Source organism: Microbacterium sp. (assembly GCF_043427715.1).
Lineage (GTDB): Bacteria > Actinomycetota > Actinomycetes > Actinomycetales > Microbacteriaceae > Microbacterium.
Genome location: NZ_JBHWTD010000045.1, coordinates 31,926 through 52,507 on the forward strand (window position 1 = coordinate 31,926; position 20,582 = coordinate 52,507).

Sequence of the window (20,582 nt, forward strand, 5' to 3'; positions counted from 1 at the left end):
GGTGGGAAGTCTGTGCGCGCCGAGCGGGCGCGGCATCCGACCAGTCTACAGGGTCGAGAGGCCGGTGCCGCGGCGATCACCCGGCGAGGCCGGCGACCTCCGCCGCCGCACGAGCGACGTCGTCGTTGACGACGCGGTAGTCGAACTCGTTCTGCGACGCCAGCTCGACTCGCGCCGTCTTCAGGCGCCGGGTGCGCTCCTCGTCGCCTTCGGTGCCCCGGCCCACGAGGCGGTTGACCAGCTCGTCCCAGCTCGGCGGCAGCAGGAACACGAGGGTCGCGTCGGGGGCCGCGGCCCGCACCTGGCGGGCGCCCTGCAGGTCGATCTCCAGCAGGACGGTGCGACCCTCGGCGAGGGCCTCGTCGATCGGGCGACGCGGCGTGCCGTACCGGTACGCGTTGTGCACCGTCGCGTGCTCGAGCAGCTCACCGTCGGCGATGAGCCGGTCGAACTCGGCGTCGTCCACGAAGTAGTAGTGCTCCCCCTCGACCTCGCCGGGACGCGGAGGTCGCGTCGTGGCAGACACCGACAGCAGGATCTCGGGGTGATGCTCCTTGATGTGCGCGGCGACGGTGCCCTTGCCGACGGCGGTGGGGCCCGCGAGCACGAGGAGGCGGCTGCGCCCGCCGCGGGCGGTCGGCTCAGGCAGCCGACGGTCGAGGAACTCCGTCAGCGCGACGCGCTGGCGCACGCCCAGCCCGCCGACCTTCTTGACGGGCGAGATCCCGAGCTCGGCGAGGATCCGGTCGCGCTTTCCCTCGCCGATGGCCGGGATCGCGGTGAGGAACTCGGTGACACGCATCGCGGCGGCGGCCGAGGCCGGCTCAGCCCATGCCCGACGCAGCAGGTCCTGCGGCGTGATGACGCGGCTCGTCACATCGCGCTTGAGACCGGCGCGCTCGCGGCGCGCGGCGACGGCCCGGCGGGATGCCGCGGCGCGGTCGACCTCGGGAGGGGTACGGGAGTCAGGCATTGAGGGCGTCCAGGAGCTCGGAGTTGTGGTGGTCGATGGCGGCGGCGATCCCGTCGGGGCCGGCGCCGAGGATGCTGCGGCTGGCGCTGGCGAGCACCTGCGGCGCGAGAGGCCCGAAAAGGATTCGGATGTCCTCGAGCCGGGCGCCCTGTGCACCGAAGCCGGGTGCGAGGATGGGCGCGCGCAGGAGCGCCTCGTCGGTCAGGCCGAGTTCGGCGCGGTCGACGGTGGCGCCGACGACGAACCCGACGGGGCCCAGGCGGTCCTCCCCCACGGCGACGGACGAGTTCACCGCCCCGGCGCGCTGGGCGACCCAGTCGGCGACCGTCTGTCCGCGTTCGGCGTCGACCACGGTGACCTCGGCGGACTGGAGCCCACGGGCCTCGGGGTTGCTGGTCGCGGCGAGCACGAACAGGCCCTTCTCCTCGCGCACGGCCACGCCGACGGTGCCCGCCAGCGAGTCCGGGCCGAGATAAGGACTGATCGTCACGGCATCCGATTCCAGCGGCGAACCGCTCGCGAGCCACGCCTGCGCGTAGCCGTCCATGGTGCTGCCGATATCGCCGCGCTTGGCATCGGCGATCACGATGAGACCTCCGGCGCGGGCCGCGGCGATGACCTCTTCGAGGGCGGCGAACCCCGCGGATCCGTAGCGCTCGAAGAACGCGACCTGCGGCTTCACGACGCCCACGCGGCCGGCGGCCGCCTCGACGACCCGGAGGCCGAACTCACGGACGCCGGATGCCGCGGCATCCAGCCCCCACTCCTGCAGCAGACCCGCGTGCGGGTCGATGCCGACGCACAGCTGACCGCGGGCGTCGATCGCCGCAGCCAGCCGGGCACCGAATGAGGTCACACCGACGCCTTCCGCTCGAGGGCGTACTCCTGGAGGCTCTTCACGGCGAAGCCCTCGCGGAGGACGGGCATGGCCGAGACCGCCGCGCCGAGCACGGCCATCGTCGTGAACAGCGCCTTGTCGGCGGCGACGGCCGCGGCGCGGATCTCGTACCCGTCGGCGCGGGCGATGCCGCCCGAGGGGGTGTTGACGATGATGTCGATCTCGCCCGCGTTGATCAGGTCGACGATGTTCGACTCGCCGGACTCCTGCGTCTCGGAGTACTTCGAGACGACGTCGACCGAAATCCCGTTGCGCGCGAGGATCTCTGCGGTGCCCTCCGTCGCCGTGAGCCGGAAGCCGAGCTCCTGCAGGCGGTGAGCGGGCAGGATGACGGCACGCTTGTCGTCATCGGCGACCGAGAGGAACACAGTTCCCGAGGTCGGCATGCCGCCGTAGGCCGCGGCCTGGCTCTTCGCGAACGCGGTCGGGAAGTCGCGGTCGATGCCCATGACCTCGCCGGTCGAGCGCATCTCGGGGCCGAGCACCGAGTCGACGGTGCGGCCGTCGGCGGTGCGGAACCGCTTGAACGGGAGCACGGCCTCCTTGACCGCGACGGGGGCGTCCAGCGGCACGCGCGAGCCGTCCTGCTCGGGGAGCAGGCCTTCCGCGATCAGCTCGGCGATCGTGGCGCCGGCCATGATGCGGCTCGCGGCCTTCGCCATGGGGATCCCGAGCGCCTTGGAGACGAACGGGACGGTGCGCGAGGCGCGGGGGTTGGCCTCGATGACGTAGAGCACCCCGGCGGACACCGCGAACTGCACGTTGAGGAGGCCGCGGACGCCGACGCCCTCAGCGATCGCGTGGGTCGCGGTGCGGACGCGATCGATCTCGGTGCGACCGAGCGACATCGGTGGGAGGGTGCAGGACGAGTCGCCGGAGTGGATGCCGGCCTCCTCGAGGTGCTCCATGACGCCGCCGATGTAGAGGGTCTCGCCGTCGAACAGCGCGTCGACGTCGATCTCCACGGCGTCGTCGAGGAAGCGGTCCACGAGCAGCGGCGCGTCGGGTCCGATGATCGCCTGGTCGGCGACGCGGACGAAGTAGTCGTGCAGGCTCGCGGTGTCGTAGACGATCTCCATGCCGCGGCCGCCGAGCACGAAGCTCGGGCGGACGAGCACGGGGTACCCGATCTCCTCGGCGATCGCGACGGCGCCGGCCTCGTCGACGGCGGTGCCGTGACGGGGGGCGGTGAGCCCGGCGCGCTCGAGCAGCTGCGAGAACAGCTCGCGCTCCTCGGCGATGTCGATCGCGGCGGGCTTGGTGCCGAGGATCGTGTACCCGGCCTCCTCGATGCCCTTCGCCAAGCCCAGCGGCGTCTGTCCGCCGAGCTGGCAGACGACACCGAGGATCTCGCCCGACTGCGCTTCGGCGTGCAGCACCTCGAGGACGTCTTCGAGGGTCAGCGGCTCGAAGTAGAGCCGGTCACTGGTGTCGTAGTCGGTCGAGACGGTCTCGGGGTTGCAGTTGACCATGATCGTCTCGTAACCGGCATCCGACAGTGCGAACGAGGCGTGCACGCACGAGTAGTCGAACTCGACGCCCTGACCGATGCGGTTCGGGCCCGACCCGATGATGACGATCTTCTGGCGCTCGCTGGGCGTGACCTCGGTCTCGCGGTCGTACGACGAGTAGTGGTACGGCGTGAGAGCCGGGAACTCGCCCGCGCAGGTGTCGACGGTCTTGTAGACCGGGCGCAGCTGCAGATCGTGGCGGAGGCTCCGCACCTCTGCCTCGCCGAGGCCCCGCAGCTGCGCGATCTGGGCGTCGCTGAAGCCGTGGTCCTTGGCGATCCGGAGGGTCTCGAGGTTCAGCTCGGGGGCGGCCGCGATAAAGTCGGCGACCTCGTTGATGAGCATCATCTGGTCGAGGAACCACGGGTCGATGGCGGTCGCCTCGAACGCCTGCTCCATCGTGGCGCCCTTGCGCAGGGCCTGCTGGAGCACGACGATGCGGCCGTCGGTCGGGGTCTTCGCGATCTCGAGGAGCTCCTCGACGGTGCGATCCTCGGGGCCCCAGTGGAAGCTGGAGCCGCGCTTCTCGAGCGAGCGGAGCGCCTTCTGCAGCGCGGTCGTGTAGTTGCGGCCGATCGCCATCGCCTCTCCGACCGACTTCATGGTGGTCGTGAGCGTCGTGTCCGCGGCGGGGAACTTCTCGAAGTTGAAGCGGGGCACCTTCACGACGACGTAGTCGAGCGTCGGCTCGAAGCTCGCCGGCGTCGCCTGGGTGATGTCGTTCGGGACCTCGTCGAGGCGGTAGCCGATGGCGAGCTTGGCGGCGAGCTTGGCGATCGGGAAGCCGGTCGCCTTCGAGGCGAGGGCCGACGAGCGCGAGACGCGCGGGTTCATCTCGATGACGATGATGCGACCGGATGCCGGGTCGACGGCGAACTGGATGTTGCAGCCGCCGGTGTCCACGCCCACGGCGCGAATGATGTCGATGCCGATGTCGCGGAGCTTCTGGTACTCGCGGTCGGTGAGGGTGAGCGCCGGGGCGACCGTGATCGAGTCGCCGGTGTGCACGCCGACGGGGTCGACGTTCTCGATGGAGCAGACGACGACCGTGTTGTCGGACGTGTCGCGCATGAGCTCGAGCTCGTACTCCTTCCAGCCGAGGATGGACTCCTCCAGGAGCACCTCGGTCGTCGGGGAGTCGCGAAGGCCCGCGCCCCCGATGCGGCGGAGGTCCTCCTCGTTGTACGCGAAGCCCGAGCCGAGGCCGCCCATCGTGAAGGAGGGACGGACCACGAGCGGGTAGCCGAGCTGCTCGGCGCCGGCGAGGAGGTCGTCCATCGTGTGCGCGATGACCGACTTCGCGACGTCGGCGCCCGCTTCGAGGACGAGCTCCTTGAAGATCTGGCGGTCCTCGCCCTTGCGGATGGCGTCGACCTTGGCGCCGATGAGCTCGACGTCGTACTTCTCGAGGATGCCGCGGTCGTGCAGGGCCATCGCCGCGTTCAGCGCCGTCTGGCCACCGAGGGTCGGCAGGATCGCGTCGGGCTTCTCCTTCGCGATGATCGTCTCGATGACCTCGGGGGTGATCGGCTCGATGTAGGTCGCGTCGGCGAAGTCGGGGTCGGTCATGATCGTCGCCGGGTTCGAGTTGACGAGGATGACGCGGACGCCTTCCTCTCGCAGCACGCGGCACGCCTGGGTGCCGGAGTAGTCGAACTCGCAGGCCTGACCGATGACGATCGGACCGGAGCCGATGACGAGGACGCTCTGGATATCGTCGCGCTTAGGCATTCTTCTTGGTCTCCAGGGTCGCGATCACGAGGTCGCGGAAGCGGTCGAACAGGTAGTTGGCATCGTGCGGGCCGGCAGCGGCCTCCGGGTGGTACTGCACGCTGAAGGCGGGGATGTCGAGGGCGCGCAGGCCTTCCACGACGTTGTCGTTGAGGCCCACGTGGCTGACCTCGACGCGGCCGTAGCCGTTCGGGCTCTCGACGACGCCCTCGATCGGCGCGTCGACGGCGAACCCGTGGTTGTGGGCGGTGATCTCGACCCGGCCGGTGGTCTTGTCGAGGACCGGCTGGTTGATGCCGCGGTGGCCGAAGGGGAGCTTGTAGGTGCCGAAGCCGAGCGCACGCCCGAACAGCTGGTTGCCGAAGCAGATCCCGAAGAACGGGAGCCCTGCATCGAGCACCTCGCGCAGGAGCCCGACATGGCGATCGGATGCCGCCGGGTCACCGGGTCCGTTCGAGTAGAAGACGGCGACGGGGTCGATGGCGCGGATGTCCTCGATGGTCGTCGACTGCGGCAGCACGTGCACCTCGAAGCCGCGGGCGGCGAGGTTGTTCACGGTGGCCTGCTTCACGCCGAGGTCGAGGATCGCGAGGTTGCCGATCCGCTCCCCCACCGCGGGCGTCACCTCGGCGACGGGGACGGAGACGTCGGCCGACAGGTTGAGCCCCGTCATCTCGGGGGCCTCGCGCACGATGCGCAGCTGCTCATCGTCGCTGAGAGACGCGGCATCCCCGGAGAACACACCGCCGCGCATCGAACCGGCCGAGCGGAGCACGCGCGTCACGGCGCGGGTGTCGATGCCGCTGATGCCGACGATGCCGTCGCGGACGAGGGCGTCCTCGAGCGAGTGGTCGGCGCGCCAGTTCGACACGATGCGCGAGGGGTCGCGGACGATGTAGCCGGCGACCCAGATGCGACGGGACTCGTGGTCCTCGCCGTTCATGCCGGTGTTGCCGATGTGGGGCGCGGTCTGGAGGACGATCTGCCCCGCATAGGACGGGTCGGTGATCGTCTCCTGGTAGCCGGTCATGGCCGTCGCGAAGACGACCTCGCCGAGCGTCGTGCCGCGGGCGCCGTAGGCGTGTCCGGGGTGGCGGGAGCCGTCTTCGAGGACGAGGACGGCGGGCTCGGGAGCCTGGAATCTCGTGGGGATGCTCATGCGTCGCTTCCGGGGGTCTGCGGAGTGGTGGAGGGAGTCGGGGAGGGCGCGGCGACCTCGGGCGTGCCGATCGCGCTGATCGCGTCGGCGAGGGCCTTCGCGGAGAGGTCCTGCGGGCGGAGGTAGCTGTCGACCGTGTCGCCGGAGTCGGCGGTCCAGGTCACGCGCACGAGGCCGTCGCGTTCGACGACCCGGTCGATCGCGACCGTCGCCTGCGCGACGTCCGTGATCCGTGCCGCGTCGAGGAACACGCGCGACTGACCGGTGAGGTCGAGGGCCACGCCGCGGTCGGTGACCGTCACCGCGACACGGGACCGGAACGCGAGGCCGCGGATCGCGAGGCGCTCGAGCGGGTCGCCGTGGCGGGTGGTCGCCACATAGAGCCCGCGGGAGTGCAGCGTCTCGACGGCGCCCGCGGGCGCCTCCCCGACCGGCGCGGCGATGCCGGCGTCGCGGCGTCCGCGTCGTCGCCAGGCGCGCATGCCGAGGACGACGAGCACGACCGCGAGGGCGAGCATCAGGAGGAGGGCGACCTCACGGGTCATGCGGGCTCACCTCCTGCGAGTTCGGCGCCGCCCACGACCTCGCCATCGCGGACGGTCTGCGTGCCGCGGAAGAAGGTCGCGCGCACCTCGCCGGGGAGTTCGCGCTCGAGGTACGGCGAGTTGACGCTGCGCCCGCGGAGGTCCGCAGTCGTGAACGTGCGCACCGGGGCGGGGTCGTAGAAGGTGAAGGATGCCGCTTCTCCCACGGCGATGGGAGTGCCGGCATCCGCGAGCCGGCCGATGCGGGCGGGGGCCGACGACATGACACGCGCGACGTCGTCCCAGCCGAGCAGGCCCGTCTCGACCATCGCGGCATGCACGACCCGCAGGGCGGATTCGAGCCCGACCATGCCGTTCGCCGCGGCCTGCCACTCGCACGTCTTCGCCTCCGCGGGGTGGGGCGCGTGGTCGGTCGCGACGATGTCGATCGTGCCGTCGGCGAGCCCCTCGCGCACCGCGAGCACGTCCTCGTCGCGGCGGAGCGGCGGGTTGACCTTGTAGCGCGGGTCGTAGCCGCGCACGAGCTCCTCGGTGAGGAGGAGGTGGTGCGGGGTGACCTCGGCGGTGACGTTGATGCCGCGCTTCTTGGCCCACCGGATCAGGTCGACGGAGCCGGCCGTGGAGAGGTGGCAGACGTGCAGGCGCGAGCCGACGTGCTCGGCGAGGAGGACATCGCGGGCGATGATCGACTCTTCGGCGACGGCCGGCCAGCCGGTGAGGCCGAGCTCCGCCGAGACGACGCCCTCGTTCATCTGCGCGCCTTCGGTGAGCCGCGGGTCCTGCGCGTGCTGCGCCACGACGCCGTCGAACGCCTTCACGTATTCGAGCGCGCGGCGCATGATGAGCGGGTCGAAGACGCAGAAGCCGTCGTCGCTGAAGACGCGCACCCGCGCCCTGGAGGACGCCATCGCGCCGAGCTCGGCGAGCCGCTCGCCCTTCTGCCCGACGGTGACGGCGCCGATCGGCTGGACGTGCACGTACCCGGCTGCCTCGCCGAGAGCGAGCTCCTGCTCGACGACACCGGCGGTGTCGGCGACCGGGGAGGTGTTGGGCATCGCGAAGACGGTCGTGAACCCGCCGGCCGCAGCGGCGCGGGACCCCGTGAGGATCGTCTCGGACGCCTCGTAGCCGGGTTCACGAAGGTGCGTGTGGAGGTCGACGAGACCGGGGAGGGCGAGGAGGCCGTCGGCGTCGACGACGCGCGCGCCGGCGGGGGCCGAGACGGTGCCGACCGCGGTGATGACGCCGCCTTCGACCAGGATGTCGGCGGCGTCGCCGCCCTGGACCCGTGCTCCGCGGATGAGGGTTGCTGCGCTCATCGGCCGTCCTCCTCTGCGTTCGTGGTGTCCCGCTCGCCCGCCAGCAGCAGGTACAGCGCCGCCATGCGCACCGACACACCGTTCGCGACCTGTTCGAGGACGGTCGACTGTGGCGAATCGGCGGCGTCGGCGGAGATCTCCATGCCCCGGTTCATGGGTCCGGGGTGCATGACAATGCTAGTCGCCGGAAGGCGGCCCAGCCGCGCGGCATCCAGTCCCCACCGCCGCGAATACTCCCGCTCAGTCGGGAAATAGGCCGCGTTCATGCGTTCGAGCTGGATGCGGAGCATCATGACGGCGTCGGGGCCGGCTGCGAGGGCCTCATCGAGGTCGTAGAGCACGCGGACGGGCCACGCCGTGACGTCCTGCGGCACGAGGGTGGGCGGGGCGACCAAGGTGACCTCGGCGCCGAGGGTCGTCAGCAGCCACACGTTCGAGCGGGCGACGCGGGAATGGAGCACATCGCCGACGATCGTGACGCGGAGCCCCGCGAGGTCGCGGCCGCGGCTGTCGTCACCGAAGAAGCGCTTGCGGATCGTGAACGCGTCGAGGAGCGCCTGCGTGGGGTGCTCATGCGTCCCGTCGCCGGCGTTGAGGACGCCGGCCGAGATCCAGCCGCTCGTGGCGAGGGTGTGCGGGGCGCCGGACGCACCGTGCCGGATGACCACGGCATCCGCCCCCATCGCCTGCAGGGTCTGGGCGGTGTCCTGGAGCGACTCGCCCTTGGAGACCGATGAGCCCTTGGCGGAGAAGTTGATGACATCGGCGGAGAGCCGCTTCGCGGCGGCTTCGAACGAGATCCGGGTGCGGGTGGAGTCCTCGAAGAAGAGGTTGACCACCGTCTTGCCGCGGAGGGTCGGGAGCTTCTTGATCTCGCGGGACTGGGTGTCGCGCATGTCCTCGGCGACGTCGAGGATGCGGAGGGCGTCGATGCGACCGAGCGTCTTGGTGTCGAGGAGGTGCCTCATGATGCGATCGTCACCTCGTCGGCATCGTCGATCTCCGCGAGCCGGACGTTGACCCGCTCCTCGCGGGCGCTCGGCAGGTTCTTGCCGACGAAGTCGGGGCGGATCGGCAGTTCGCGGTGGCCGCGATCGACGAGGATCGCCAGGCGCACCGACGCGGGGCGGCCGATGTCCTGCAGCGCGTCGAGCGCCGCGCGGATCGACCGGCCCGAGAACAGCACGTCGTCGACGAGGACGACCGTCTTCCCGTCGACTCCCCCGGCAGGGATCTCCGTCGGGCGGGGCGTCCGCGTCGGGTGACGGTGCAGATCGTCGCGGTACATCGTGACGTCGAGAGAGCCGACCGGGACGGTGACGCCGGTGAACGTGGCGATGAGGGCGCCGATGCGTTCGGCGAGGGTGACGCCGCGGGTGGGGATTCCGAGGAGCACGAGCCCGTCCGGGCCTTTGTTCGACTCGAGGATCTCGTGCGAGATGCGCGTGAGTGCGCGGGCGATGTCGGCATCGTGCAGAACGGTGCGCGAGGTCATCCGCCGCTCCCTTCTCCGCCTCACAGGACGGTGTTAAAGGTTGCTGTGGTTCCGTATTCAGTCTAGCCGGATGCCGGAACCCGGCCGCACCGCGTGACGACGCTGCCCGGCGCGCCGACAGAAAACCTCCGGACTGAATTCGGAACACCGAGACGCTCCGAACCCGACGCCGCCCCGCCGGCCGGGAACGACGACGGGCCCGGGAGTCACCTCCCGGGCCCGCGCAGAATCGGGTCAGCCCGCGCGCGAGATCCGCGCCAGGACCCCGTGGACGAACGAGCCGGAGTCCTCGGTGGAGAACTCCTTCGCGAGCTCCACCGCCTCGTCGATCGCGACGGCGGTGGGGACCTCGTCGTTGTAGACGATCTCCCACACGCCGATCCGGAGGATCGCGCGGTCGACCGCCGGCATCCGCTCGAGCTTCCAGTCACGCGCGTGCGTGACGATCTGCTCGTCGATCTCGTCGCGGTTGTCGATGACGCCGTCGACGATCTCGCGGGCGTAGAGCCAGGAGGCTTCACGGGCCGGCTCGCTCGCGGCGCGCTTCGCCTCGGCCGCGAGGGTGACCGCCAGCTCATCGCCGCGGACGTCGGCCTGGAAGAGGATGTCGAGCGCGCGCTTGCGCGCCTTGCTCCGAGCGCTCATCGGGGGGTCAGCTCACGCGGCCGAGGTAATCCCCGGTGCGCGTGTCGACCTTGACCTTGGTGCCCTGCTCGACGAACAGCGGCACCTGGATCTCGTAGCCGGTCTCGAGGGTCGCGGGCTTGGTGCCGGCCGACGAGCGATCGCCCTGCAGGCCCGGCTCGGTGTAGGTGATCTCCAGCACGACCGACGCGGGCAGCTCGATGTAGAGCGGGTTGCCGTTGTTGAGCGCGATCTGGACCTGCTGGTTCTCGAGCAGGTAGTTCGCGGCGTCGCCGACGACCGTCGCCGAGACGTTGAGCTGGTCGTAGTCGGCGACGTCCATGAAGACAAAGCTCTCGCCGTCGTTGTAGAGGTAGGTGAAGTCGCGGCGGTCGACGTTCTCGATCTCGATCTTCGTGCCCGCGTTGTAGGTGCGGTCGACAACCTTGCCGCTGACGACGTTCTTCAGCTTGGTGCGCACGAACGCACCGCCCTTGCCGGGCTTGACGTGCTGGAACTCCACGACGCTCCAGAGCTGCCCGTCGATGGACAGGACGACGCCGTTCTTGATGTCTGCGGTGGATGCCATGAGTGTGGGGTTTTCCGTTCAGTGGAGTTCGGGGCCGGTACGGCCGACAAACGAGTCTACGGGATGCCGCGCCGCGCGCTCCCGAATCGGGTTCCCGCCCCCCGCGGGGCGTCCCGGTTCAGCCCTCGATGACCTCGACCAGTCGCTCGACGGCCTCGGCGTACCCCGCGATCCCCTTGCCGATGACGTGGACGACGGCGACGTCGGCGACGTAGGAGTGGTGCCGGAAGGACTCCCGCGCCATCACGTCGGAGATGTGGACTTCGGCGACGGGGAGGCTGACCCCCGAGAGCGCATCGCGGAGGACGACGGAGGTGTGGGTGAGACCGCCGGGGTTGATCACGATGCCGGCGCAGTCGGTGCGCGCCGCGTGGATCGCGTCGAGGAGGACGCCCTCGTGGTTGCTCTGCACCGCGCGCACCTCGTAGCCACGGGCGGCGGCAGCCTCGGTGACGAGCGCCTCCACGTCGTCGAGTGTGTCGGTGCCGTACAGCGCGGGCTCGCGCGTGCCGAGAAGGTTGAGGTTCGGGCCGTTGACGAGGAGCAGGCGTCGATCAGAGGTCACGTCAGCACCCTAGCGATCGGAGGACGCGGGTCATTCCGCGATCTCCTGGTAGGCCGTGAACAGGAGCGACTCGTCGGGCGCCTGCATGACGGTCGGTTTGCCGATGCCGTCCAGCACGATGAAGCGCAGCATGCCCGCACGGGTCTTCTTGTCGCGCTGCATGACGCCGAGCAGGTGCTGCCAGCCGTCCATCCGGTAACCGGTGGGAAGACCGAGCAGGTCGAAGATCCGGCGGTGACGCGCGACGTCGTCGTCCGAGAGGCGACCGGCCAGGCGTGCGAGCTCGGCGGCGTACATCATGCCGATCGAGATCGCGGCGCCGTGGCGCCAGCGGTAGCGCTCGGCGTGTTCGATGGCGTGACCGAGGGTGTGCCCGTAGTTCAGCACTTCGCGAAGGCCCGCCTCGCGGAAGTCCTCGCTGACCACGCGAGCCTTCATCTCGATCGCCAGCTCGATGCAGCGGCGGAACGCGTCGCTGGTCGTGTCGACGGCGGCCTCGGGATCGGCTTCGATGATGTCGAGGATCTCGGGGAACCAGATGAATCCCGCCTTGACGACCTCGGCGAACCCAGCGACCGCCTCGTTGCGCGGCAGCGTGTCGAGGGTGTCGAGGTCGCACACCACCGCGCGCGGGGCCCAGAACGCTCCGACGAGGTTCTTCCCCTCGGCGGTGTTGACCCCGGTCTTCCCGCCGACGGCGGCGTCGACCATGCCGAGGACGGTGGTCGGGACCTGGATCACCTGGACGCCGCGGAGCCAGGATGCCGCGACGAACCCGGCGAGGTCGGTCACAGCGCCGCCGCCGAAGCCGATGACGGCGTCGGTGCGGGTGAAATCGGCCTGGCCCAGGACCTGCCAGCAGAAGGCGGCGACCTCGATGCGCTTGCCGTCTTCGGCGTCGGGAACCTCCGCGGTCAGGACCTCGAGGGTCCCGTCCTCGAGCAGCTGCTCGCGGAGGGCGGCGGCCTTCGCTCCGAGGCGCGGGGTGTGGACGATGAGGACCTTCGCGACGGTCGGCGCGAGGAGCTCCCGGATGCCGGAGAGGATGCCGCGCCCCACGAGGATGTCGTAGGGCGAGGCTCCGGTGACGCTGATCGTGGTGCTGCTCATGCAGAGCCTCCCGGGTTCTGGACCCACTCGGCGATCGCGGTGACGACGCGATGGAGCGGGCCGGACGAGGTGTCGAAGATGATGTCGGCGACGCCCTCGTACAGCGGGCGGCGCTCGTCGTAGATCCGCTGCCAGTGCTGCATCGGCGTCTCGTCGCTCTGCGCGAGGAGCGGCCGCTTCGCGCCCTCGCCGAGGCGGTGTGCCACGACCTTCGGGGCGACGGTGAGCAGCACGACCCGGTGATCGGCGAGGTCGCGGCGGGTGTCGGCATCCAGCACCGCTCCCCCGCCGAGCGAGATCACCCCGCCGTTCGCGATAGCCTCGACGACCGCCTCACGCTCGAGCCGACGGAAGTGGGCCTCACCGTGCGCGGTGAACAGCGCCGCAATCGGCCCGTGGGCGCGCACGACGAGCGAATCGGTGTCGGTGAAGCCGAGCCCGAGCTGCTTGGCGAGCTTCTTGCCGATGCTCGTCTTCCCCGAGCCCATCGGCCCCACCAGGACGATCGCGCCGGACGGCTCAGGCGAGGTCATGCTCGAGCAGCGCCGCCTCCGAGGCGGGAGCGGTCTTGAGGGCGGCAGGGATGCCGTCCAGGTACGACTGCAGGTTGCGACGGGTCTCGCGGATGCTGTCGCCGCCGAACTTCTCGAGCATGGCGTCGGCGAGCACGATCGCGACCATCGCCTCGGCGACGACGCCCGCGGCCGGAACGGCGCAGACATCGGAGCGCTGGTGGTGAGCGGATGCCGCATCGCCGGTGGCCACATCGACGGTGCGCAGGGCGCGGGGCACCGTCGCGATGGGCTTCATCCCGGCGCGGACGCGCAGCACGGTTCCGGTCGACATGCCGCCTTCGGTGCCACCGGCGCGGTCGGAGGTGCGGGCGATCTCGCCCTCGTTCACGACGAGCTCGTCGTGCGCGGCCGAACCCCGTCGGCGGGTGGTCTCGAAGCCGTCGCCGACCTCCACGCCCTTGATCGCCTGGATGCTCATGAGCGCCTGCGCGAGCTTGCCGTCGAGGCGGCGGTCCCAGTGCACGTGCGAGCCGAGCCCCGGCGGGAGGCCGTAGGCGAGCACCTCGACGATGCCGCCCAGGGTGTCACCGTCCTTCTTCGCTGCGTCGACCTCCGTGACCATCTCCGCGCTCGTCGCGGCGTCGAAGCACCGGAGCGGATCGGCGTCGAGGGCGTCCACGTCGTCGGGCGTCGGGAGGGCCGCGCCCTCGGGCACCCGAACAGGTCCGATCGACAGTGTGTGGCTCACCAGGCGAACGCCCAGCTCCGACAGGAAGGCGCGCGCGATCGCGCCGAGCGCGACACGTGCGGCGGTCTCACGGGCGCTCGCACGCTCGAGGATGGGCCGTGCCTCATCGAAGTCGTACTTCTGCATGCCGACGAGGTCGGCGTGCCCGGGGCGGGGGCGGGTGAGTGCCGCGCCGCGGCCGCGGGACTTCTCGGTGAGCTCCACCGGCTCCGCGCTCATCACCTCGACCCATTTGGGCCATTCGGTGTTGCCGACACGCAGCGCGATGGGACTTCCGAGCGAGAGTCCGTGACGCACGCCGCCGGAGAGGGCGAGCTCGTCCTCCTCGAACTTCATGCGCGAGCCGCGGCCGTAGCCGAGCCTTCGGCGGGCGAGGTCGGCGCGGATGGCGTCGAGGGAGATCGGCACGCCGGAGGGAAGACCCTCCATGATGGCGACGAGTTCGGGGCCGTGGGATTCACCGGCCGTCAGCACGCGGAGCATTGCTCTAGTCTCCCACGAGCGCACCGTGCATGACGGCCAGAAGACGCGGCTCGTCCGCCAGGGGCTCATCGACACGTCCGGCACCGAACGCACGCACCTGCAGGAGCGCCTGGTGCACGAGCATGGCGGATCCGTCCCGCACCGGCAGCCCCCGCCTCGCCCACGCCGCCGACAGCGCCGTCGGCCAGTGGCCGTACACGACGTCGAGCAGCGCGCCGCCGGCATCCGCCAGCGCGTCGGCGACCCCCGAGGCCACCGCGGCTCCACCCGGGAGCGTGGCGATCGTGAGCTCGCGGGGATCAGGCCGGCGCACCGCCAGCTCCGCTCCCGTGACACGGATGCCGAGATCCTCACCGAGCGCGATCAGCGGCGCCACAGCATCCGCACGGCGGGCGGTGATCTCCACCTCGTGGGCACCGAGCTCGACCAGGGCGACGAGGGCGGACGTGGCCGTGGCGCCGGCGCCGACGATCCGGCCTCGGCCGATCGAGCCGATCCCCGCCTCCCCCAGGGCGCCGACGATCCCGCCCACGTCCGTGTTGAACCCGTGCCAGATGTCGTCCTCGCGGACAAGGGTGTTCACCGCGCGCGTGCGCGCCGCACGATCATCCACTCCCGTCGCGGCGCGGAAGGCGAGACCCTTCAGCGGCATGGTCAGCGACAGCCCGCCGCACGTGGCATCCACCCCCGCCAGCGCCGCGGCGAAACCGCCCTCATCGACGCGACGCCTGCCGTAGGACCAGTCCCGTCCGAGCTCCGCATACGCGGCGGTGTGCAGGCGCGGCGAGAGGCTGTGGTCGATCGGATCACCCCAGACCTCGAAGGTGCGTGCGGGCATCCCTCAGCAGCCGCCGTCGGGGTTGGCGGCGCACCACTCGCGCCACTTCCGGACGGCCTGCTCGTGCTCGGCGAGCGTCTCGGTGAACTCCGTCTCGCCGGTTTCGAGGTTGACCGTCACGAAGTACTGCCACGGCCCCTCTGCCGGATCCATCGCCGCGGCGATCGCGAGTGCGCCCGGGTTCGAGATCGGTCCGATCGGGAGACCGGTGCGGACGTACGTGTTCCACCCGTTGTCGTCGGTGAGCTCTTCCGCCGTCGAGCTCGCCCCGCCCTCGCGCTCGGCGAAACCGTACTGGGCGGTCGAGTCCATCTGGAGCAGGCCGTTGGTGTCGCTGATCGCCGGATCGAGGCGGTTCGCGATGACCCGGGAGACCTTGAAGAAGTCCTCCTCGTAGCGGGCTTCCTTCTGGATGATCGACGCGATCGTCAGGATCTCCTCACGCCGGCCCTCCGGGACGCCGGCCGCGTCGAGAGTCGAGATGGTCTGGTCGACCATCGTCTGGATCACCTCGGCGGCCGTCGTGCCGGGATCGAACGTGTAGGTCGCGGGGAACAGCCAGCCCTCCAGGCTCTCCGCCGCGACGCCGTACGCGCTCGGATCCGCCACAGCGGCCTCGACCTCTTCCAGCGGAAGGCCCACGCCTTCGGCGATGCGGGTCACGGACTGATCGACCGTGAGCCCCTCGCGCAGCTGAGCGGTGCTCTCGAGCTTGTTGGCGGGATCGCGGAGCGCTTGGAAAGCCGCCTCGGACGTCATCTTCTGCTGCAGCACGTAGACACCCGGCTTGAGCAGGTTCGTGTCCTCAGCGGACTCGATGAGGTAGGAGTAGAACGCGCCGGAGGTCTTCGTGACGCCCGCTTCGAAGAGGGTGCGGGAGATGTCGGCGCCGGTCTGACCGGAGACGACCGTCACCGTCGCCTCGCCCTCAGCGAGCCCCTCGTCGTAGTCCTTCGGCTCTTCCCAGCCCATGACGGCCCGGATCTGGTTCTCGTAGGTGTTCCACACCCAGAAGCCGCCGGCCACGACGCCGCCGAGGAGTCCGAGGACGATGAGGAAGATCGCCCACGCGGCGACGCGGCTCTTGCGCCGGTCCTTGTCGTGGCGGGCCGCGGTGGCCGGTGCGCGGCCGGTGTGCGCCTCGAAGAGCGCATCGATGGGCGCAGCGCTGGTCGGCGCGGTGCGCTCGGTGCCCGACGGGCGCAGCGGGGGCTGCGGCCGGGTGGGTGCGGACCCCGCGGGAACGGTCTCCGGAGCGGGATCACTGGAGACCCCGCGCGCCTCGCGCGCCGCGCGTCGACTGAGCGGGGGCTCCGCCGGCGCGCCGGGGTCGTGGGCCGACGGGTTCTCGGGCATCAGGCGGGCTCCTGGGTGGGACTGAGCAGCTGACCGGCCGGGTTACCGGTGCTCTTCTCGACATCGATCGCCTGCTGCAGCAGGACGACCGCTGCGACCTGGTCGACAATCCTACGAGATGACTTCTGCGACCGCCCGCTCTGGCGGAGCGCGGCATGTGCCGTCACGGTGCTGAGGCGCTCGTCGACGAGTCGGATCGGCAGGTCAGCGAGGGCCGCGATCTCGGCCGCGAACGCGCGTGCGTCAGCGGTCGAGGCGGTCTCCCCGCCGGCGAGGCTGATCGGAAGACCGACGAGGATCTCGAACGCCGAGTACTCGTCAGCGAGCTCCGCCACGCGCTTCGCGGCGACGTCCGACCGCGGCACCGTCTCGATCGGCACCGCCAGCATCCCGTCCGGGTCGCACCGGGCGACCCCCACGCGGGCTTTGCCCACGTCGACGCCCAGGCGCGTACCCCGACGGAACGTCATCACGCCGTCGTGCCCGCGAGCCCGTCGACGACCGAGCGCAGCGCGGCCGGGAGCGCCGCGGCATCCGTGCCACCGCCCTGCGCCACGTCGTCACGACCGCCACCGCCACCACCGAGCGCGGCCGCAGCGGACTTCGCCAGCGCACCGGCCTTGACGCCGGCGGCACGGGCGGCCTCGTTCGTCGCGACGATCACGACGGGGCGACCGCCGACGTCGGCGCCGAGGGCGACGACCGCGGCCTCCGATCCCAGGCGCTCGCGCACCTGGAGGGCGACCGAGCGGACGTCGTCGGCCGATGCCGCGGTGCCGAGCGACTGGGCGACCACCGAGAGCGAACCGACGCGCTCCGCCGAAGTGGCGAGTGCGGGAATCCGCTCGCCGAGCGCCTTCGCCTCGAACTGCGCGATCTTCTTCTCAGCGGCCTTGAGGTTCGCCTGCAGCTCAGCGATGCGCGCGGGCAGCTGGTCCCGGGGTGCCTTCAGGTTCGCCGTCAGCTGCGACACGATCGCACGCTCGGCGGCGAGCTCGCGGAACGCATCGAGACCGACGAGCGCCTCGACGCGGCGGTTCGACGCGCCGACCGAGCTCTCACCCACCAGGTTGATGAGACCGACCTGCGCACTGGAGGACACATGGGTGCCCGCGCAGAGTTCACGCGACCACGGGCCGCCGATGTCGACCATCCGCACGGTCTCGCCGTACTTCTCGCCGAACAGCGCCATCGCGCCCGCTGCCTTCGCCTCGTCGAGCGAGAGCACGCGCGTGGTGACCGTCAGATCGTCGCGGACCGCGTTGTTGGCGATCTCTTCGATCTCGCTGCGGGTCTCCGGCGAGAGCGACTGCCCCCACGAAAAGTCGAAGCGGAGGTACCCGGCACGGTTCAGCGAGCCGGCCTGCGTCGCGCCCTTGCCCAGCGTGTCGCGGAGCGCCGCGTGCACGAGGTGGGTGGCCGAGTGAGCCTGCGCGGCGGCGCGGCGGTTGGCCGCGTCCACGACGGTCGTGGCGGGCTGACCCACACCGACCTCACCGGTGGTCACCTCGACCGTGTGGGACACCAGGCCGGGAACCGGCTTCTGGACATCCAGCACCTCGAGCTCGTACCCGGGGCCGACGATGACTCCCTTGTCGGCCACCTGGCCACCGCTCTCGGCGTACAGAGCAGTCTCGGCGAGGATGACCTCGGCGATCTGGCCCGTCGTCGCGCGATCGGTGGGCGTTCCTCCGACGAGGATGCCGAGGACCCGCGATTCCGTCTCGAGGTCGGTGTAGCCGGTGAAGACCGTCTCCCCCTGCGCGCGGAAATCGCGGTAGACGCTGGTGTCGGCCAGCTGGCCCTTGCGGGAGCGCGCGTCGGCCTTGGCACGGTTGCGCTGTTCGGCCATGAGCGTGTCGAAGGCGGAGCGATCGACGTCGAGTCCGGCCTCCTCGGCGATCTCGAGGGTCAGATCGATCGGGAAGCCGTAGGTGTCGTGCAGGAGGAACGCCTGCGCCCCGCTGAGACGGGCCGAGCCCGACTCCTTCGCTTGAGCGACCGACTCGTCGAGGATCTCGGATCCGCTCGCGAGGGTGCGCAGGAAGGTGGCCTCCTCGGCCAGCGCGTACTGCGAGAGTCGGTCGTAATCGGTCGCGACGATCGGGTACGACTCCTTCATCGCGTCGCGGGAGACGGCGAACAGCTCCGCGAAGCTCGGCCCGTCGACGCCGAGAAGACGCATCGAACGGATCGCCCGTCGCATCAGGCGCCGAAGGATGTAGCCGCGTCCGTCGTTGGCGGGGGTCACGCCGTCGGAGAGCAGCATGAGCGAGGACCTGATGTGGTCGGCGACGACCCGGAAGCGGACGTCGTCCTCGTGGTTCTCGCCGTACCGCTTGCCGGAGAGTTCGACGGCCTTGTCGAGCACCGGGCGCACCTGGTCGGTCTCGTACATGTTGTCGACGCCCTGCTTGATGAACGCGACGCGCTCGAGGCCCATCCCGGTGTCGATGTTCTTCGCCGGCAGCTCGCCGACGATGTCGAACTCGTACTTCGATCGGACGTTGGTGATCTCGTACTGCATGAACACGAGATTCCAGATCTCCACGTAGCGGTCGTCATCCGTGGCGGGACCGCCGTCGACGCCGTAGGCGGGTCCGCGATCGAAGAAGATCTCGGAGCAGGGGCCTGCAGGCCCGGGCAGCCCGGTCGTCCAGTAGTTGGTGTCCTTGCCGAGACGCTGGATCCGTTCTTCGGGAAGCGAGGACAGCCGCAGCCACAGCTCACGTGCCTCGTCGTCCTCTTCGTACACCGTGACCCAGAGGTCCTTCGGGTCGAAGCCGAGGCCGCCCTCCTCCTCGGGGGTGGTCAGGAGGGTCCACGCGAACGTGATCGCACCCTCCTTGAAGTAGTCGCCGAACGACCAGTTGCCCAGCATCTGGAAGAAGGTGCCGTGACGAGGGGTCTTGCCGACCTCTTCGATGTCGTTGGTCCGGATGCACTTCTGGTTGTCGGCCGCGCGCGGGTAGGGCGCGGGGACGTCGCCGGAGAGGTACGGGATGAAGGGGACCATGCCCGCGACGGTGAACAGCAGAGCGGGGTCGTCGCTGACGAGCGAGGCGGAGGGGACGATCGTGTGCCCCTCCTTCTGGAAGAAGTCCAGGTAGCGCTTCGCGATCTCGGCGGTCTTCATGGGTGTGTCAATCCTCGTAAGCGTGCGAGACCCGCCGAGCCCGTGGGGCCCGGCAGATCGGTGGGGGTGTCAGTCCGTGGTCTTGGGTGCGCGGACGGCGTCGACGATGCCGGCGCCGGCATCTTGCGCCGCGTCGGCGACGGAGTCGGCGAGGTCCTCGGCGACGTCCTTGGCACCGGCGACGATGCCCTCGATGCGGGCTTCCTGCTCGCGGTACGCCTCGGCGATGCGATCGGTGAACTCCGAGATCCGCAGATCGACTTCGGAGAGGAGCTCCTGGCCGCGGGGATCCTTGTTCACGAAGTGCGCGGCGACGAAACCACCGGCGATCCCGAGAACGAACCAGAGCGCTTTCTTCATGGCATCCACTTTAGGTGCAAAGCACGAAGGGCGCCGGGTGACCCCGACGCCCTTCGTAGCTGTACGCCTCGCTCAGCGCGCGGCGTAGCTGTGCCTTCGGTCGCTGCGCGACGGAACGACGCCTCGCTCAGCGCGCGGCGTAGTACTCCACGACGAGCTGGACTTCACAGGTCACCGGAACCTCGGCGCGCTTGGGGCGACGCTCGAGACGGGCCTGGAGCTTGTCGAGCTCGACCGACAGGTAGCCGGGAACCGGGGGCAGGACCTCGGCGTGACCGCCGGCGGCTGCGACCTGGAAGGGCTCGAGCGACTCGCTCTTCTCCTTGACGTGGATGGTCTGGCCCGGCTTCACGCGGAAGGAGGGACGGTCCACCAGCTTGCCGTCGACCAGCACGTGGCGGTGGGTGACCGCCTGGCGGGCCTGAAGGATGGTGCGGGCGAAGCCAGAGCGCAGCACGAGAGCGTCCAGACGCATCTCCAGCAGCTCGACCATGCTCTCGCCGGTCAGGCCGGACTCCTTGCGGGCGTCCAGGTAGGCGCGGTGCAGCTGCTTCTCGCGCAGGGCGTACTGCGCACGCAGACGCTGCTTCTCGCGCAGACGCACGGCGTAGTCCGACTCGGTAGATC

General features: G+C 70.4%; 20 protein-coding genes. All 20 read right to left on the bottom strand.

Annotated elements, in window-relative coordinates; all coding sequences use genetic code 11:
• Positions 1–76 precede the first annotated feature (76 nt).
• Positions 77–973: a guanylate kinase gene (gene gmk / locus ACHFGS_RS04925; RefSeq protein ID WP_394289237.1), complete on the bottom strand. Its 897-nt coding sequence runs from the start codon at positions 971–973 to the stop codon at positions 77–79.
• A complete protein-coding gene (gene pyrF / locus ACHFGS_RS04930) occupies positions 966–1,829 on the bottom strand; it encodes an orotidine-5'-phosphate decarboxylase (protein WP_394280280.1) in 864 nt (287 codons plus the stop codon). The genes gmk and pyrF overlap by 8 nt, the downstream gene beginning before the upstream one ends.
• Complete coding sequence (gene carB / locus ACHFGS_RS04935) at positions 1,826–5,113, bottom strand: carbamoyl-phosphate synthase large subunit (RefSeq protein WP_394280281.1); 3,288 nt, start codon at positions 5,111–5,113, stop codon at positions 1,826–1,828. Before carB ends, pyrF begins: the two co-directional genes overlap by 4 nt.
• Positions 5,106–6,272, bottom strand: coding sequence for a glutamine-hydrolyzing carbamoyl-phosphate synthase small subunit (gene carA, locus ACHFGS_RS04940; protein WP_394280282.1), 1,167 nt, complete (start codon positions 6,270–6,272; stop codon positions 5,106–5,108). The genes carB and carA overlap by 8 nt, the downstream gene beginning before the upstream one ends.
• Entirely contained in the window at positions 6,269–6,817 is a 549-nt protein-coding gene (locus ACHFGS_RS04945) for a hypothetical protein (RefSeq protein WP_394280283.1), read from the bottom strand. Before ACHFGS_RS04945 ends, carA begins: the two co-directional genes overlap by 4 nt.
• A complete protein-coding gene (locus ACHFGS_RS04950) occupies positions 6,814–8,136 on the bottom strand; it encodes a dihydroorotase (protein WP_394280284.1) in 1,323 nt (440 codons plus the stop codon). The genes ACHFGS_RS04945 and ACHFGS_RS04950 overlap by 4 nt, the downstream gene beginning before the upstream one ends.
• The gene (locus ACHFGS_RS04955) at positions 8,133–9,104 is read right to left on the bottom strand and encodes an aspartate carbamoyltransferase catalytic subunit (protein WP_394280285.1); all 972 of its coding nucleotides are present in this window, start codon (positions 9,102–9,104) and stop codon (positions 8,133–8,135) included. Before ACHFGS_RS04955 ends, ACHFGS_RS04950 begins: the two co-directional genes overlap by 4 nt.
• Positions 9,101–9,631, bottom strand: coding sequence for a bifunctional pyr operon transcriptional regulator/uracil phosphoribosyltransferase PyrR (gene pyrR / locus ACHFGS_RS04960; protein WP_394280286.1), 531 nt, complete (start codon positions 9,629–9,631; stop codon positions 9,101–9,103). The genes ACHFGS_RS04955 and pyrR overlap by 4 nt, the downstream gene beginning before the upstream one ends.
• 234 nt (positions 9,632–9,865) lie before the next feature.
• Positions 9,866–10,276, bottom strand: coding sequence for a transcription antitermination factor NusB (gene nusB / locus ACHFGS_RS04965; protein WP_394280287.1), 411 nt, complete (start codon positions 10,274–10,276; stop codon positions 9,866–9,868).
• A gap of 7 nt (positions 10,277–10,283) precedes the next feature.
• Positions 10,284–10,844, bottom strand: coding sequence for an elongation factor P (efp, locus tag ACHFGS_RS04970; protein WP_394280288.1), 561 nt, complete (start codon positions 10,842–10,844; stop codon positions 10,284–10,286).
• Positions 10,845–10,962: 118 nt separating this feature from the next.
• On the bottom strand, positions 10,963–11,409 hold the full coding sequence (gene aroQ, locus ACHFGS_RS04975) for a type II 3-dehydroquinate dehydratase (RefSeq protein WP_394280289.1): 447 nt from the start codon (positions 11,407–11,409) through the stop codon (positions 10,963–10,965).
• A gap of 30 nt (positions 11,410–11,439) precedes the next feature.
• Positions 11,440–12,519: a 3-dehydroquinate synthase gene (aroB, locus tag ACHFGS_RS04980; RefSeq protein WP_394280290.1), complete on the bottom strand. Its 1,080-nt coding sequence runs from the start codon at positions 12,517–12,519 to the stop codon at positions 11,440–11,442.
• Entirely contained in the window at positions 12,516–13,052 is a 537-nt protein-coding gene (locus ACHFGS_RS04985; protein ID WP_394280291.1) for a shikimate kinase, read from the bottom strand. Before ACHFGS_RS04985 ends, aroB begins: the two co-directional genes overlap by 4 nt.
• On the bottom strand, positions 13,039–14,265 hold the full coding sequence (gene aroC / locus ACHFGS_RS04990; RefSeq protein WP_394280292.1) for a chorismate synthase: 1,227 nt from the start codon (positions 14,263–14,265) through the stop codon (positions 13,039–13,041). The genes ACHFGS_RS04985 and aroC overlap by 14 nt, the downstream gene beginning before the upstream one ends.
• 4 nt (positions 14,266–14,269) lie before the next feature.
• Complete coding sequence (locus ACHFGS_RS04995) at positions 14,270–15,103, bottom strand: shikimate dehydrogenase (protein ID WP_394280293.1); 834 nt, start codon at positions 15,101–15,103, stop codon at positions 14,270–14,272.
• A 3-nt stretch (positions 15,104–15,106) separates the two neighbouring features.
• Complete coding sequence (gene mltG, locus ACHFGS_RS05000) at positions 15,107–16,459, bottom strand: endolytic transglycosylase MltG (protein ID WP_394289238.1); 1,353 nt, start codon at positions 16,457–16,459, stop codon at positions 15,107–15,109.
• Positions 16,459–16,932: a Holliday junction resolvase RuvX gene (ruvX, locus tag ACHFGS_RS05005; protein WP_394280295.1), complete on the bottom strand. Its 474-nt coding sequence runs from the start codon at positions 16,930–16,932 to the stop codon at positions 16,459–16,461. The genes mltG and ruvX overlap by 1 nt, the downstream gene beginning before the upstream one ends.
• Positions 16,929–19,595 carry an alanine--tRNA ligase gene (gene alaS, locus ACHFGS_RS05010; protein WP_394289239.1) on the bottom strand — a complete coding sequence of 889 codons (2,667 nt, stop codon included), beginning with the start codon at positions 19,593–19,595 and terminating at the stop codon, positions 16,929–16,931. The genes ruvX and alaS overlap by 4 nt, the downstream gene beginning before the upstream one ends.
• A 69-nt stretch (positions 19,596–19,664) precedes the next feature.
• Positions 19,665–19,955, bottom strand: coding sequence for an ATPase (locus ACHFGS_RS05015; RefSeq protein WP_394279401.1), 291 nt, complete (start codon positions 19,953–19,955; stop codon positions 19,665–19,667).
• A 127-nt stretch (positions 19,956–20,082) separates the two neighbouring features.
• On the bottom strand, positions 20,083–20,582 hold a 500-nt coding region (gene rpsD / locus ACHFGS_RS05020), incomplete at its 5' end, for a 30S ribosomal protein S4 (RefSeq protein ID WP_394289240.1).

Excerpts from the sequence above, each read along its gene's own strand:
- efp (WP_394280288.1), bottom strand. The coding sequence starts at position 10,844 with ATGGCATCCACCGCAGACATCAAGAACGGCGTCGTCCTGTCCATCGAC.
- ACHFGS_RS04945 (WP_394280283.1), bottom strand. The coding sequence starts at position 6,817 with ATGACCCGTGAGGTCGCCCTCCTCCTGATGCTCGCCCTCGCGGTCGTG.
- ACHFGS_RS04955 (WP_394280285.1), bottom strand. The coding sequence starts at position 9,104 with ATGAGGCACCTCCTCGACACCAAGACGCTCGGTCGCATCGACGCCCTC.
- ACHFGS_RS04995 (WP_394280293.1), bottom strand. The coding sequence starts at position 15,103 with ATGCCCGCACGCACCTTCGAGGTCTGGGGTGATCCGATCGACCACAGC.
- mltG (WP_394289238.1), bottom strand. The coding sequence starts at position 16,459 with ATGCCCGAGAACCCGTCGGCCCACGACCCCGGCGCGCCGGCGGAGCCC.
- carB (WP_394280281.1), bottom strand. The coding sequence starts at position 5,113 with ATGCCTAAGCGCGACGATATCCAGAGCGTCCTCGTCATCGGCTCCGGT.
- carA (WP_394280282.1), bottom strand. The coding sequence starts at position 6,272 with ATGAGCATCCCCACGAGATTCCAGGCTCCCGAGCCCGCCGTCCTCGTC.
- ACHFGS_RS05015 (WP_394279401.1), bottom strand. The coding sequence starts at position 19,955 with ATGAAGAAAGCGCTCTGGTTCGTTCTCGGGATCGCCGGTGGTTTCGTC.
- pyrR (WP_394280286.1), bottom strand. The coding sequence starts at position 9,631 with ATGACCTCGCGCACCGTTCTGCACGATGCCGACATCGCCCGCGCACTC.
- ACHFGS_RS04950 (WP_394280284.1), bottom strand. The coding sequence starts at position 8,136 with ATGAGCGCAGCAACCCTCATCCGCGGAGCACGGGTCCAGGGCGGCGAC.
- ACHFGS_RS04985 (WP_394280291.1), bottom strand. The coding sequence starts at position 13,052 with ATGACCTCGCCTGAGCCGTCCGGCGCGATCGTCCTGGTGGGGCCGATG.
- gmk (WP_394289237.1), bottom strand. The coding sequence starts at position 973 with ATGCCTGACTCCCGTACCCCTCCCGAGGTCGACCGCGCCGCGGCATCC.
- nusB (WP_394280287.1), bottom strand. The coding sequence starts at position 10,276 with ATGAGCGCTCGGAGCAAGGCGCGCAAGCGCGCGCTCGACATCCTCTTC.
- aroC (WP_394280292.1), bottom strand. The coding sequence starts at position 14,265 with ATGCTCCGCGTGCTGACGGCCGGTGAATCCCACGGCCCCGAACTCGTC.
- alaS (WP_394289239.1), bottom strand. The coding sequence starts at position 19,595 with ATGAAGACCGCCGAGATCGCGAAGCGCTACCTGGACTTCTTCCAGAAG.
- aroB (WP_394280290.1), bottom strand. The coding sequence starts at position 12,519 with ATGAGCAGCACCACGATCAGCGTCACCGGAGCCTCGCCCTACGACATC.